This is a genomic window from Aeromonas sp. DSM 116730 (assembly GCF_046581335.1).
In the GTDB taxonomy this organism is placed as follows: Bacteria; Pseudomonadota; Gammaproteobacteria; order Enterobacterales; family Aeromonadaceae; genus Aeromonas; species Aeromonas rivipollensis.
Genome location: NZ_CP144265.1, coordinates 1,872,500 through 1,886,434, shown reverse-complemented (window position 1 = coordinate 1,886,434; position 13,935 = coordinate 1,872,500). Strand labels below are relative to the sequence as shown.

Below are 13,935 nucleotides of genomic sequence, written 5' to 3'. Positions count from 1 at the left end.
AACGAACGAATCTTTATAATCTGCTTTCCCAAGTTTTTCTAATGTGACGGGGTCATCGGCCCCGTCGAAGCGACATCGAAAGGGAGCGGGCGCCTGTGCCCAGGCGCCTCGCTCCCCTTAGCCCACCCGTCTCAACTCGGTGGGCACCAGCTCTTGCTCAGTTGTGCCAGCCGCCCCCAGTCGCAGGCAGCGGCTGGCGACCTTGCCTGCCAGCGCCTCGTCATGGGTCACCAGCAGCAGGGCGCAGCCTATCTCCCCCAGCGCCCCTAGCAGGCAGGCGATGGTCTGCTGCTGGCTCAGGGGATCGAGCCGGGAGCTGGGCTCATCGGCAAAGAGCAGCACGGGGCGCAGCAGCAGGGCCCGGATCAGCGACAGCCGTTGCAGCTCTCCCCCCGACACCTGGCTCGGCAGCCGAGTCAGCAGCCGCTCATCGAGGCCTAGCCTCGCCAGATAGTCGATGAGGGGCTGGCGGGGCAGCCTGTGCAGGCGCAGCAGATCGTCAAACTGGGTGGCGAGGCGCACCCGGCTGGCGAAGGCCTGCACCGGATCCTGATAGAGCTTCTGCCAGCGGTGGGGGGCTATGCCCCCCTGACGCAGCACCCGCCCCCGCAGCGGGCGCTGCAACCCCAGCAGCACATTGCCGAGGGTGCTCTTGCCCGCACCGCTCGGCGCCATGATGGCGAGCCGCTCCCCTCGGGCCAGTGGCAGATCCAGCCCCTCGAACAGGGTCTGCTCCCCGTAACCCATGGCGAGCCCCTCCCCCCTGAGCAGCCAGTCGCCGGTCGGGGGATGCACGGCCTCGGGCCAGGCAGACGGCTCTGCCGCCAGCAGGGCGCGGCTGTAGGCATGGGAAGGTGTCTGCAACACCTGCTCGGCGGGCCCCTGCTCCACTACCTCACCCCCCTTGACCACCAGCACCCAGCCCCCCAGCGCCCGTGCCAGGGCCAGATCGTGGGTGATGGTCAGCAGGTGGCGTCCCTCGGTCAGATAGTCCTGTAGCAATGTTTGCAGCCTGGCGCTGGCCCGGCTGTCGAGCCCCTTGGTCGGTTCGTCGGCGATGAGCAAACGGGCCTGCCCCAGGGTGGCGGCGGCAAAGGCGGCGCGCTGGGCCATGCCCCCGGAGAGCTGGTGCGGGAAGTGGCGCTCCCGCCCGGCGAGCCCGAGCCGCGCCAGGGCGTCCCGCGCCCGCGAGCGCGCCTCCTTGCCTCCCGTCAGCCAGCCCTCCTCCACCTGGGGCAGCAGCCCCATGGTGGGGTCCAGCGCCAGCACAGGCTCCTGGGGCAGCATGGCCAGCTCCCGCCCCCAGAGGGTGCGCAGGGCCTGGGGGTCCGCCAGGCTGTGATGCCGGCCGCCCATCGCCATCTCACCCCGGCCTCGCAGGGGGGCGGGCAGCGTCCCCATCAGGGCGTGGGCCAGCAGGGATTTGCCCGAGCCGCTCTCCCCTATCAGGGTCAAAGCACTGCCGGGGAGCAGGGTGAGATCCAGTGCCTGCAACAGGGTCTGCCGGCCGTCATCCACCTGCAGGCCCTTGATATGAATGGTCGTCATGGGGTGACTCCTTGTGGGGATGGGGTGTGAAGAGTGCCCTTCTGATTGAGCAGCACCAGGGCCAGCAGCATCATTCCCATCACCAGGATGGGGGCCAGCAGCAGGCGGGGCGCCTCCTGATAGTGGGGCAGCGCCTCCGTCATCATCAGGCCAAGCTCGGGGGTGGGCGGCTGGATGCCCACCCCGACGAAGCCCAGGGTCGAGAGGGTCAGGATGGCCCCGGCGAGGCCAAAGGCCATCATGGTCAGCAGCTGGGGGGCCAGCTCGGGCCAGAGGTGGCGACGCACTATGTGGGCGTTACCAAAGCCCAGCAGCCGGGACGCCTCCACCTGGGGCGAGGCGAGCAGCGCCCGGCTGCGGGCCCGCACCACCCGGTAGTATTCCACCCACTGGGCCATGGCCAGCCCGAGATAGAGGATGGCGAAGCCCCCCTGGGCCATGGCGGAGAAGAGCAGCACCAGCAGCAGGCTCGGCAGGGCCAGCACGCCGTCGGCCAGGCTGCGCAGCAGGCCGTCAACCCAGCCACCGCGCCAGGCTGAGAGCCAGCCCAGCAAGGATCCCAGCAGGGCCGCCGTCAGGACGCACAGCATCCCCAGCAGCAGGGAGAGCCGGGTCGCCGCCGCGAGCCGCGCCATCAGGCTGCGGCCCATCTGATCGCGCCCGAGCGGCTCCTGCCATGAGGGCTCGGCCAGGAACTGCACCAGATCCTGGGCGGCGGGATCGGGCCAGAGCATTGGGCCCAGCAGGGCAAACAGCACCACCAGCAGGAGCAGGCTTGCTCCCGCTTTGACAGAGAAAGACATGATCAGGACTCCTTGGGACCGCGGGGATCGATGGCGAGACAGAGCAGATCCGTCAGGGTATTGAGCAGCACGAAGAGCGCCGCCAGCACCAGCACGGTGCCCTGCACCATGGGGATGTCGCGCCAGAAGATGGCGTGCACCAGGGCATGGCCGATGCCGGGCCAGGCGAACAGGCTCTCCACCACCACTACCCCTTCGATAAGCAGCACCAGTTGCACGCCGGTATAGGCGATGACGCTGACCCCGCTGTTGCGCAGGCCGTGACGCCTGAAGACCCGGGCGGGCGAGAGCCCCTTGGTCAGGGCGAAGCGGTAATAGCCGGACTGCACCACGGTGAGCACGCTCTCGCGCACCACCCGGGAGAGTACCCCCGAGAGCCCCAGCCCCAGGGTGAGGGCGGGCAGCAGCAGGTTGCTCCCCTCCCCGTGGCCGGCGGCGCTGACCCAGCCCAGCTCCACCGAGAGCAGCACCATGAGCACCAGGCCGAGCAGGAAGGGAGGCAGCGCACGCATCAGCACGCTCCAGCCCAGGGTCAGGCGATCACACCATCCTCCGGGGCGCAGGGCGCTCAGGCTGCCGAGCGGCAGCGCCACCACCAGGGCCAAGGCCACGGCGGCCACCGCCAGGGACAGGGTGGCCCCCAGGTGGTGAGCCACTTCGCTTGCCACAGGCGCCCCCGTCACCAGGGAGCTGCCGAGATCCCCCTGCAGCAGGGCGCCCAGCCAGTCAGCGAAGCGGGAGAGGGCCGAACCGGCCAGCCCTAGCTCGCTGCGCACCGCATTGGCGGCCTCGGCGGTGACATAGTCATAGCCGTAGCGGCCTGCGGCGATGCGAAAGGCGAGGTCTCCGGGCAGGGATTGCACCATCAGAAAGCAGAGCCCGGCCACCAGCAGGGCCACCATCAGCGCCTGCACCAGCCGCTGACCCAGGATCCCCATGACGGCGGAGAAGGGAATCGCTGTCATTGGGCGCTCCATGTCAGTGTGTCCAGACGGTAGCTGCGCTCCTGGGGATCCAGCTCAAAGCCCTTCAGCGCACGGTTGACTGCCGCGCTCTGGCGGTACCAGGCGATGGGCAGCAGCGGCAACTCCTGCTGCAGGGTGGTGGCGATGTCACGGCGCAGTGCCGCGGCCTCCCCGGCGGGCAGGGTCTCCTTGCCAAGGCGGGCCAATTTTTGCTCCATGGTCGGGGATTGCCAGTTCATCACCCCCCAGTCGGCACCTGTCGGGGCCAGATCCCCCAACAGGGTGACCAGGGGATCCGGCACCAGGGCATAGTTGCGGGCATAGAGGCCGAGCTGGAGCGAGCCATCCTGATGCCCGGCCGGGATCTCGCTCGAGTTGCCCACCGCCACCCTGAGATCCACCCCCACCGCCTGCCACTGCGCCTGCAGTGCCGTAGCTAACAGGGGCAGTTCAGGGCGATCCGGGAAGGTGCGCAGAGTCAGGGCGAAGCGCTCCTCCCCCTTGTGCAGCACACCATCCGCCCCCAACAGCCAGCCTGCCGCCGCCAAGGCCGCCTGAGCTGCCTTGACGTCATAGGCGAGCGGGGTCAGCCCGGGTTGATGCCACTCCCCCAGGGTGGGAGGGAAGAGCTGGGTCGCCGCCATCTCGGGATCCCGCAGCAGGGCCGCCGCCATGCCACGGCGATCGATGGCGAGACTGAGGGCGCGGCGCACCGCTGGATCCTTCAGAAGGGGATCGGCCCCATTGAGCTTGAGCTGTATGGTGCGCGGCAGGGTGACGGAGGCGATGGCGACCCGGGGCGCCTGCTGCAAGCGGCGGATGCTGACCGGATCCAGCCCCCAGGCGATGTCTGCCTGACCGCTCTCGGCCATCAGGGTGCGGCTCTCGGCACGGCCCACCGTCAGGTAGCTCACCTGCGAGATGGCAGGCTGGGGGCCCTGCCAGCCATCGAAGCGCTCGGTTTCGACTCGCTGGGGCTGCTGCAACCGGGTGATGCGATAGGGGCCTGAGCCGATGACCTGGATCACCTCCCCCCTGGCATCATAGGCCTCCTTCGCCAGGATCTGGGTGCTGGGGTGAGCCAGCACGGCAGCCAAGGGGGCGAAGGGTTCGGTGAGGGTGACCAGCAGAGCCCCCTCGCGGGCCTCAATGGACGCTATGGGGGCGCTGGTCATGACGCCGGGTTTGCGCCAGGCCTGCTGCAGGGCAAAGGCGGCCTGCTCGGCGCTCACCTCGCTGCCATCGTGAAAGCGGGCCCCGGGGCGCAGGGTGAATCGCCATTGCAAACCATCCCCGGAGTTTGACCACTGGCTGGCGAGTCCGGGTTGCAGATTGCCCTGGCCGTCGACCTCGACCTCGACCAGGGTCTCCGCCACCTGCATGCGGGTAAAGAAGACCCCGTTGCTGGCAGGGTCGACACTGTGGATCTCCCAGGGCCCCACCATGGCCAGCGGCTTGCCGTGAGCGGCATTCATCCCCACCAGCAGTGCCAATGCGCACCATCCCGAACAGCTGTGTATTTTTGTCATCCATTCCATCCAAACGATAATGATTACCAACTGAAAGGTGGCGTTATAACATAACAATTAATCGGAATGAATGACTTTCCATATTTGATAAATGGCTTATTTACAGCGGGAAAGGGGTGAGCAGGTGAGAGGCCCAGCAGGCGTGAAGGGCAGGCAATGGGGCGGCGATCATAAAAAGAGATGGCCCGTCATAGAGCCATCCTCATCATGCTAGCGGGTCACCATCTGCTGCGCCCGCTTGACCAGATCCTCGGGACTTTCGTTGCGCGGCGGTATGGTGATGCCCTTCTGGCAGGCGGGTTTGGCCTCCATGCGCGCCATCCAGGCCTGCAGATGCGGCAGACCCTCGATGGAGATGCCGCTCCAGTCATAGATCCGCACCCAGGGCCAGGTGGCGATGTCGGCGATGCTGTACTCGTCGGCCAGGTACTCATGATGTGCCAGGTGACCGTCCAGCACCTCGAACAGACGGCGCCCCTCCTTCTGGTAGCGCTCTATGGCCGCCGGGATCTTCTCGGGGAAGTAGCGGTAGAAGACGTTGGCCTGCCCCATCATGGGGCCGACGCCGCCCATCTGGAACATCAGCCACTGGATGGCCTGGGAGCGGCGCTTGGGATCTTGCGGCAGCAGCTTGCCGGTTTTTTCCGCCAGATAGAGCAGGATGGCGCCGGATTCGAACACGGCGAAGTCACCGTTATCCCGATCGACAATGGCCGGAATACGGCCATTGGGGTTGATGGCCAGAAACTCGGGCTTCTTCTGCTCCATGGTCGAGAAATCCAGCGGGATCACCTTGTAAGGCAAGCCCAGCTCCTCGAGGGCGATCGACACCTTGAACCCATTGGGCGTGGCGGCAGTGTACAAATCTATCATCTTGGACTCCTTGGACGTTCAAACGTAATGATCAGGCCTGGGCGCTGGGACGGGCACTCACCCGCTCATGCCAGGCCTGCAAGTGATGCTGGTGCGGGGCGATGCGAAGACCGACGACCTTGCCAAAGTCGATGGTGCACAGGGCCAGGATGTCGGCGATGGTGAAGCGATCTCCTGCCACATAGGGCACCTCGGCAAGACGGGCATCGAGCCTGGCAAACCATGCCAGGGCCTGCTGCTTGCACTCCTCCCCCCACTCGGGGAAGACGGTCTCGCGATCCTGGTAAAAGCCGGTGATGTGGCGAAACGCCATGCCGGTGGGCAGCCAGAGATTGAATTCGACGATACGGCTCCACATCTCTATGGTGGCGCGCTCCAGCGCCGTGTTGCCAAACAGGTTGGGCTCGGGGTTGAGCTCCTCGAAGTAGCGGCAGATGGCCACAGTCTCGCTGAGACAGGTGCCATCATCGAGCTCGAGCACAGGAATGCGCCCCGCCGGGTTCTTGGCCAGAAATGCCGGTTCAAGGTTCTCCCCTGCCCCCAGATCCACTTGCTGATAGGTCATCTCGACCCCCTTCTCCGCCAGAAACATCCTGACCCGGCGGGCGTTGGGGGCACGTTTCAACTCATAGACCTTCATCTCACCTCCGTTGACAGGAACACAGCGGGCCGCTTCCCATCCCCACAGGGGACAACAGCCAAGCGGCGCAATATCGGTCTGTTATGACAAATATTGCGCCGCTTGAACAGCCCAAAGAAGGGGGGAAGCAATCAGCTGCACAGCACCAGGGGTTGACGCTGACGCAGCAGGATGAGGCGGGAGAGAAGCGGGAAATAGGACTCTAACTTGCTCTGCAGGACCAGGCTGCAGGCGGGATCCGCGAGCTCAGTTTCATCCAGCACTATGCCATTGGATACGAAGTAAAAACGCGGGTCCCTGACATCCGGCCCCTGGGGAGGGCTGTCATATTGTCGATGCACCAGCAGGGGCAGCACGGGCAAGCCCAGGGCAGTGCCGCTAGCGGGCCAGACTGGCTCCGGCCATGCCGCATCATCCTCTTCCAGCAGCAAGATGGCCGCCTCCTCCTTCGACGGTTGCCACCGATCCGGTTGTGCGACCCTCACCTCGGTGAAGTAATCCCCGTATCCGCTGGCGGCACGCAGTGCGGCCAGCACCCCCAATGTCGTCGCTGCCGACGGTTTTTGACTGACTAATGACAGATTCATGGCTCATGTCCCGATGCTCACCACAGCCTGTTAACCGGCTGTCGCGATAAGACTAGCCGATAACAGGTCTTTATTGGAGCCGTCAGATCTGCCAGCACCCGCCATGACCGAATGCGGGTACCATGGTTGCTATTCCAGAATATCTTGGTAAGATACCGCGTCCTTTTATCCCCCGTTCTTTAACATCCAGTGGTGAACCTATGCATCCGATGCTGAATATCGCCGTGCGCGCTGCGCGCAACGCCGGTCAAGTTGTAGTAAAAGCCTTCTCCCAGCCCGAGAACATCGAGGCTATCCAAAAAGGCAGCCACGACTTCGTGACCAACGTTGACCGTGAAGCCGAAGCGGCCATCATTCACACCATCAAGAAGTCTTACCCGGAACACAGCATAGTGGCTGAAGAGTCTGGTGAGATTACCGGTACCAATCCGGATTACCAATGGATCATCGACCCACTGGATGGCACGACCAACCTGGTCAAGGGCATTCCGCACTTTGCCGTCTCCATCGCCCTGCGCGTCAAGGGCAAGACCGAACAAGCCGTCGTTTACGATCCCATTCGTGACGAGCTGTTTACCAGCACCCGTGGCAACGGCGCCCAGCTGAACGGCTACCGCATCCGTGTCGGCAAGGCCAAAGAGATGGCTGGCACCGTACTGGCCACCGGTTTCCCGTTCAAGCAGAAGCACCACATCGAGCCGTACCTGAAGATGTTCCAGAGCATGTTCATCGAATGTGCCGATATCCGCCGCGCCGGCTGCCCCGCCCTGGATCTGGCCTATGTGGCTGCTGGCCGCATCGACGGTTTCTGGGAAATCGGCCTGAAGCCCTGGGAAACGGCCGCCGGTGAGCTGCTGGCCAAGGAAGCCGGTGCCATAGTCACCGACTTCGTGGGTGGTCACAACTACGAAAACTCCGGCAACATAGTGGTTGCCAACCCGCGCGTCCTGAAAGAGATGCTCGGCAAGATCCGCGAGAACCTGCCGGATTCTTTGGCTAAATAAGCTGGCCAAGTAAGTCACGAACCCTTGAAAAAAATGCCAGTCGGCCCAGCCGACTGGCATTTTTTTATCTCTGTGATCGGGATAATGAGCCGCAGCAGCCTGGGCCTGGCCCCTGCCCCGTTTCAGATGAGCAGGCTAGAGCGCAGGGTTCTTCACTTTAGATGGTGCCGTTACGCCCCATGTTGATCACGACCCGGCGGTTCTTGGCTCGGCCCGTGTCCGTCTCGTTGGAGGCCACGTGTTGTTTCTCGCCATGCCCCTCCACCGAGATCTTCCCCTCCTCGATGCCAAGATCCACGAACACCTGCTTGATGGCATCTGCCCGTTTCTCGGAGAGCTTCTGATTGGGCCAGCGCCCGCCGTAGCTGTCGCTGTAGGCGTCGATCACCACCACATCTATGCTCTTGTCCGCCTTCACATAGTCGCCGATCAGCGCCAGCCGCCGCTTGGAGGCCGGCGACAGCTGATCGCTGTTCTTGTCATAGGAGAGCACGCTGAAGGCGATGTCGTTGAAGCTGTAGGGCAGCAGGCCACTCAGGCAATCCATGAAGGCCTGGTACTTGACCCTGAAGTTGACCGAGGAGAGCGACACCCGCACCGGCCTGTCCTGGCGATACCAGTCTCTGTACTGGAAGGTGGGCATGCGCCCCCCCTCCAGCTCGTCCAGCATGGTCCAGGCGGTTTGCCCCGCCACCAGGCCGTCAAACTGTTGATAAAACTGCAACTGGCTTATCTGGCGTCCGGAGACACCGGGGCGCCAGCTGGGAGGCATGATCCCGAGGCTCACCGTCTGGGTCCTGGCCTGCGGCCGCTGCCCCTTCAGCTCGAAGTCCAGATTGATCTTGCGACCGGCCCGGCTGACGAAGGCGCCCGTGCCCCAGCGGGGAATGGGGTGTTCGAGACGGCACTCCACCTGAGTATCCGAGGTCAACCGCCAGACGGATTGATCCAGGCCGGCACCGAACTCGGTCACTCCCGCCTGCAACTGCATACTCACGGATATGCTGATCAACCCTAACACCCAAGCATTCAACGGCTTGCCCTCCATACGATCTCGGATTAACTATCGGCAGTGGCAAGCCAAGCTTTAGGGCAAAACACGCAAGGGGCGGCAGGCGCTGAGCGCCAGCGATCCCGCCCCTCCAGAAAATCATTGTCATCAATGTCTGCGCCAAGCCCCATGGCCGACGCAACTGCTGACAATAGAAGCGGTTGGCGTACTCATGGCGGCGCAGGAGGGACAAGGGCCGGCTTTTTTGCCATAATGCCGCCTCCTTTCACGCCGACCGAGATACCATGACCGACGCCGTTCACACCCTCAAGGGCCGTTTTCGTGGCTTTTACCCCGTCGTCATCGATGTTGAAACCGCCGGATTCAATGCCAAGACCGATGCCCTGCTGGAGATCGCCGCCTATACCCTCAAGATGGATGAGCAGGGCTGGCTCATGCCCGATCAGATCTTCCATTTTCATGTGGCGCCATTCGAAGGGGCCAATCTGGAGAAGGCCGCCCTGGAGTTCACCGGCATAGACCCCTTCAATCCACTGCGCGGCGCCGTGGACGAGAAGGAAGCACTCACCGAGATCTTCAAGGGGGTGCGCAAGGGCATGAAGGAGAGCGACTGCAGCCGGGCCATCATAGTGGCCCACAACGCCACCTTCGATCACGGCTTCGTGATGGCCGCCGCCGAGCGGGCCGGTCTCAAGCGCAATCCGTTCCACCCCTTCGCCACCTTCGACACCGCGGCCCTCTCCGGCCTGGCCCTGGGGCAGACGGTGCTGGCCAAGGCATGTCAGAGTGCGAACATCCCCTTTGACAACAAAGAGGCCCACTCCGCCCTCTATGACACCGAGCGCACCACTGAGCTGTTCTGTCATATCGTCAACCGCTGGAAGAGCCTGGGGGGTTGGCCCCTGGCCACTCCGGAAGACGTTCCCGCCGATGACAACCCCCAGTAGTGCCACTGGGGCATGAGAAAGAGGCTGCCTTGGCAGCCTCTTTCCATGAGGTCGTGTGGGGAACCGCCGCCGGGCATCTGGTTTGACCAGAACGGCATAAACAGGGTCATCCAGCACCGTTCTCAGCATTCCATCCCGACAGCGCTGGATAAGCTCGGCAGGAATGCCGTGAAGAGGCCATTTTGCCGTTTTTTTTCTCGACATTTGTCACGTTTTTCGCAAACTAGCTGACTTTCCCCCGACAGACAGCAACACAATCTATAAGGAAATCAAATGAATCCTGTTGTTATCGCGGTGGCGCTGATGCTGGTGCTCAGCCTGCTGCGGATCAATGTGGTGGTCTCTCTCGCCATCGGCGCCATCGTCGGCGGCCTGCTCGGCGGCCTCTCCCTCGAACAGACCCTCAGCACCTTCACCGGCGGACTGGGTGGCGGCGCAGAAATCGCCCTCTCCTATGCCATGCTGGGGGCCTTCGCGGTGGCCATCTCCCGCTCCGGGATCACCGACTTGCTGGCCCGCAAGGTGATCAGCCAGCTCGGCAAGGATGCCAGTTCGTCCCGCATCCTCTGGGTCAAGAGCCTGCTGCTCACCTCGGTACTGGGGGTCTCCATCTCCTCCCAGAACCTGATCCCGGTCCACATCGCCTTCATTCCCATCCTGATCCCGCCGCTGTTGCACGTCATGGCCCAGATGCAGATCGATCGCCGCCAGGTGGCCTGCGTCATCACCTTCGGCCTGACCGCGACCTACATGCTGCTGCCGGTAGGTTTTGGTGGCATCTTCCTCAACAACATCCTGGCCAAGAACCTGATCGATAACGGGGTGGCAGTCGAGTTCAGCCAGCTGCCGCTGGCGATGGCTATTCCGGTGCTCGGCATGTTCATCGGGCTGCTGGTCGCCGTGTTCATCACCTACCGCAAGCCGCGCCAATATGACCTGGAGAAGATCCTGGCCGCCGAGCCGGAAACCGTCGAACTGAACCTCAACCACATCTGGGTCGCCCTGCTGGCCATCGCCGTCGCCCTGGGGCTGCAGCTGATGACCAACAGCATAGTGCTGGGGGCCCTCGCCGGTTTCATCATCTTCACCTGCGGTGGCGTCATCAAGTTTCGCGAGAGCCAGGACGCCTTCACCCAGGGCGTGCGCATGATGTCCCTCATCGGCTTCATCATGATCTCCGCCGCCGGCTTCGCCGCCGTGATGAAGGAGACCCACGGGGTGGAAAGCCTGGTGCAGTCCGTCTCCGGCATGATGGCGGGCCACAAGGGGCTGGCCGCCTTCCTGATGCTGCTGGTGGGCCTGCTCATCACCATGGGGATAGGTTCCTCCTTCTCCACAGTGCCCATCATCGCCACCATCTATGTGCCCCTGTGCATCCACCTCGGCTTCTCCCCCATGGCGACCATAGCCCTGGTCGGTACCGCAGGTGCGCTGGGGGATGCAGGCTCCCCTGCCTCCGACTCGACACTCGGCCCCACCTCGGGCCTCAATGCCGATGGCCAGCACGACCATATCTGGGACAGCGTGGTGCCCACCTTCATCCACTACAACATCCCGCTCATTATCTTCGGCTGGATAGCCGCCATGGTGCTCTGACACGGCACCACGCAGGCAGATGAAAGGCGACCCCAGGGTCGCCTTTATTGTCTCTGGCACTCGTCTCAGGAGGCCGGTTGCAGACTCCGCTTCCTGGCGAGGGCGGTCAAGCAGGCCATCAGCGCCAGCGCGAGGCCCACCCAACCCACACCGACCCAGCTCCCCTGCTGCCAGGCCAGCATGGCCAGGCTCGAGCCGAGCGTCCCTCCCAGGAACATGCCCGTCATGAAGAGGGTATTGACCCGCCCCCTCGCCTCGGCCCTCAGGCCATAAATGTGCTGCTGATGGGCGACGAGCGCACTCTGCACACCCAGATCCAGCAAGATGACCCCGAGCGCCAGCCCGACCAGGGAGAGCCATGTCTCGAACAGGATCCAGGCCAGCACCGCCAGCAGGGTGCCCACCAGCACCACTGGCCTTGCTCCCAGCCTGTCGGCCATCCGTCCTGCCAGCGGGGCAGCCACCACCCCCGCCACGCCGATCACCCCGAACAGCCCAGCGACCTCGGCCCCGAGTCCGTAGGCGGGATCGGCGAGGTAGAAGGCCAACACAGTCCAGAAGGCACTGAAGGAGGCAAACAGCAAGGCCTGGGTCAAGGTGGCGCGGCGCAAGGCGGGCTCTTCACGCCACAGGCCGATGAGGGAGTGCAGCAGCCGGGCATAGCTCAGGGTGGAGCGAGGCAACCCCAGCGGGATCATCCGGGCCATCAGCAGGCCCCCCAGCAGGGCCAGCGGCACCCCGAGCCAGAACATGGCGCGCCAGCTTCCATAGGCGGTGACAAGGCCCGCCAGAGTACGGCTGAGCAGGATGCCGCCGAGCAGGCCGCTCATCACGCTGCCGACCACGGCCCCTCGCCTGGCCGGTTCGGCCAGGGTGGCCGCCACCGGCACTATCTGCTGGGCCGCCGTGGCGCCTATCCCGAGCAGAACTGAGGCCAGCATCAACATGGTCGGCCCCGTGGCCATGGCCGCCATGGTGGAGGCCAATGCAATCAATACGAACTGCCCCAGAATGAGCCAGCGACGCTCGACGACATCCCCGAGCGGCACCAGCAGCAACAGGCCGGCCGCATAACCGAGCTGGGTCAGCATGGCGATCAGGGGGATGGCGGATTGGCCGGGAAAATCCTGCGCCATCACCGCCAGCATGGGCTGGTTGTAATAGATGTTGGCGACCGCCAGACCGCAGGACAGGGCCATGGCAAAGACAAGGGCGGGGCCGGGCGTGCTGCTCGCCATGGCGGCCCGCTCGGTGGAGATTGATGAACTCATGATGCCATCCTCATAGATGAATAAACCCCGTGCAGGCACGGGCTGGATGAGCACAGCCTACCCAGGGACACGGGGCGGCAGTAGCAGGCGCCCCGCCATAACACCTATTCCCCCCCAGCATGCTCCGACCCCTGCCCCACGCTGGGCAGCCCGGCCACGAAGGTCAGGAAGGCGCGCGCCTTGGCGCTGAGTTCGCGACCTGCCGGCAGCAGGGTCCAGAGCTCCAGCGCCGGCAATTGCCACCCTGGCAGCGCCACCACCACCGCCCCCCGGGCAAGCTCGGGGGCGAACATCCACTCGGAGGCGATGCCGAGCCCGAGCCCCGCCAGCACGGCAGCCCGCATCCCCTCGGCGGCCGAGACCGTCAACCGTCCCCGCCCTCGCACCGCAATCCGTTCGTCGCCCCGGCAAAACAGCCACTGCTGCCCCATGCCGGGCTTGGGGCTGTAGAGCACCAGCTCGTGATCCTGCAACCCCTGGGGGGAGGCTGGCATGCCCCTGGCAGCAAAGTAGGCCGGAGTGCCCAGCACCCGCATCTCGCAGCGGGAGAGGCGACGGGCCACCAGCGCTGAATCCGCCTGATCCCCGAGCCGCAAGGCGACATCGATACCGGCCGAGATGAGATCGACGTTGCCATCATCCAGCAGGATCTCGAGCTCCAGCCCGGGGTGATCCCTGAGAAAATCCGACAGGTACGGGATGATGTGCAGGCGGGCGAAGGTGACGGGCGCGCTCACCCGCAAGCGACCACTCAGGCCAGCCCGGCACTGCTGCACCATGGCGTCGGCCTCGTTGACCTGCGCCAATATCTCCCTGGCGCGCCTATAGTAGGCCTCCCCCGCCTCGGTGGGGGCCAGACCACGGGTCGAGCGCAGCAGCAGGCGGCTGCCAAGACGCTCCTCCAGCTGGGCAATCAGCCTGGAGACTGTGGGTTGACCCAGTCCCAGCCGACGCCCCACCGCCGAGAAGGAGCCTGTCTCCACCGCCAGCACGAAGACCTCCATCACCCCCAATCTATCCATCCGTCTCTCCCCTGTCGTCCGTCACTGCCCGGCGGCGTCTCACCTTGCGCCGCCGGCATCCAGTGGCACAAGGTAACATCCCGCCCCCTCGACCGCACTCCACGGGTTGGCAGCTTGCCATCCTCCTCGGAGTCTTGA

General features: G+C 64.5%; 13 protein-coding genes. 3 read left to right on the top strand and 10 right to left on the bottom strand.

Going from position 1 to position 13,935, the window contains the following annotated elements:
- Window positions 1-117 precede the first annotated feature (117 nt).
- From Aeroheme_RS08610 to Aeroheme_RS08580, 7 genes are all read right to left on the bottom strand, one after another.
- Window positions 118-1,548: an ABC transporter ATP-binding protein gene (locus tag Aeroheme_RS08610; protein ID WP_411167095.1), complete on the bottom strand. Its 1,431-nt coding sequence runs from the start codon at window positions 1,546-1,548 to the stop codon at window positions 118-120.
- Window positions 1,545-2,351 carry an ABC transporter permease gene (locus tag Aeroheme_RS08605; RefSeq protein ID WP_290029715.1) on the bottom strand — a complete coding sequence of 269 codons (807 nt, stop codon included), beginning with the start codon at window positions 2,349-2,351 and terminating at the stop codon, window positions 1,545-1,547. The genes Aeroheme_RS08610 and Aeroheme_RS08605 overlap by 4 nt, the downstream gene beginning before the upstream one ends.
- Window positions 2,352-2,353: 2 nt before the next feature.
- The gene (locus Aeroheme_RS08600) at window positions 2,354-3,316 is read right to left on the bottom strand and encodes an ABC transporter permease (RefSeq protein ID WP_411167094.1); all 963 of its coding nucleotides are present in this window, start codon (window positions 3,314-3,316) and stop codon (window positions 2,354-2,356) included.
- A complete protein-coding gene (locus tag Aeroheme_RS08595) occupies window positions 3,313-4,845 on the bottom strand; it encodes an ABC transporter substrate-binding protein (RefSeq protein WP_411167093.1) in 1,533 nt (510 codons plus the stop codon). Before Aeroheme_RS08595 ends, Aeroheme_RS08600 begins: the two co-directional genes overlap by 4 nt.
- A gap of 210 nt (window positions 4,846-5,055) precedes the next feature.
- Complete coding sequence (locus Aeroheme_RS08590) at window positions 5,056-5,718, bottom strand: glutathione S-transferase family protein (protein ID WP_411167092.1); 663 nt, start codon at window positions 5,716-5,718, stop codon at window positions 5,056-5,058.
- 31 nt (window positions 5,719-5,749) lie between these two features.
- Window positions 5,750-6,358: a glutathione S-transferase family protein gene (locus tag Aeroheme_RS08585; protein ID WP_290029709.1), complete on the bottom strand. Its 609-nt coding sequence runs from the start codon at window positions 6,356-6,358 to the stop codon at window positions 5,750-5,752.
- A 131-nt stretch (window positions 6,359-6,489) separates the two neighbouring features.
- A complete protein-coding gene (locus Aeroheme_RS08580) occupies window positions 6,490-6,945 on the bottom strand; it encodes a hypothetical protein (RefSeq protein WP_163148681.1) in 456 nt (151 codons plus the stop codon).
- 200 nt (window positions 6,946-7,145) lie between these two features.
- Here Aeroheme_RS08580 and suhB point away from each other — a divergent pair, with 200 nt between their 5' ends.
- The gene (gene suhB / locus Aeroheme_RS08575; protein ID WP_106886543.1) at window positions 7,146-7,949 is read left to right on the top strand and encodes an inositol-1-monophosphatase; all 804 of its coding nucleotides are present in this window, start codon (window positions 7,146-7,148) and stop codon (window positions 7,947-7,949) included.
- A gap of 157 nt (window positions 7,950-8,106) precedes the next feature.
- Here the strand turns inward: suhB and Aeroheme_RS08570 are convergent, their stop codons facing one another.
- Entirely contained in the window at window positions 8,107-8,982 is an 876-nt protein-coding gene (locus tag Aeroheme_RS08570) for a flagellar protein MotY (RefSeq protein WP_171276332.1), read from the bottom strand.
- Between the two features lie 263 nt (window positions 8,983-9,245).
- Here Aeroheme_RS08570 and rnt point away from each other — a divergent pair, with 263 nt between their 5' ends.
- Window positions 9,246-9,908: a ribonuclease T gene (gene rnt, locus Aeroheme_RS08565; protein ID WP_162520223.1), complete on the top strand. Its 663-nt coding sequence runs from the start codon at window positions 9,246-9,248 to the stop codon at window positions 9,906-9,908.
- 273 nt (window positions 9,909-10,181) lie between these two features.
- Entirely contained in the window at window positions 10,182-11,504 is a 1,323-nt protein-coding gene (locus Aeroheme_RS08560; protein ID WP_106886541.1) for a Na+/H+ antiporter family protein, read from the top strand.
- A gap of 65 nt (window positions 11,505-11,569) precedes the next feature.
- Here the strand turns inward: Aeroheme_RS08560 and Aeroheme_RS08555 are convergent, their stop codons facing one another.
- Together Aeroheme_RS08555 and Aeroheme_RS08550 are read right to left on the bottom strand one after the other, a co-directional pair.
- Complete coding sequence (locus tag Aeroheme_RS08555) at window positions 11,570-12,775, bottom strand: MFS transporter (RefSeq protein WP_408819468.1); 1,206 nt, start codon at window positions 12,773-12,775, stop codon at window positions 11,570-11,572.
- Window positions 12,776-12,879: 104 nt separating this feature from the next.
- On the bottom strand, window positions 12,880-13,797 hold the full coding sequence (locus Aeroheme_RS08550; protein ID WP_411167091.1) for a LysR family transcriptional regulator: 918 nt from the start codon (window positions 13,795-13,797) through the stop codon (window positions 12,880-12,882).
- Window positions 13,798-13,935 lie beyond the last annotated feature (138 nt).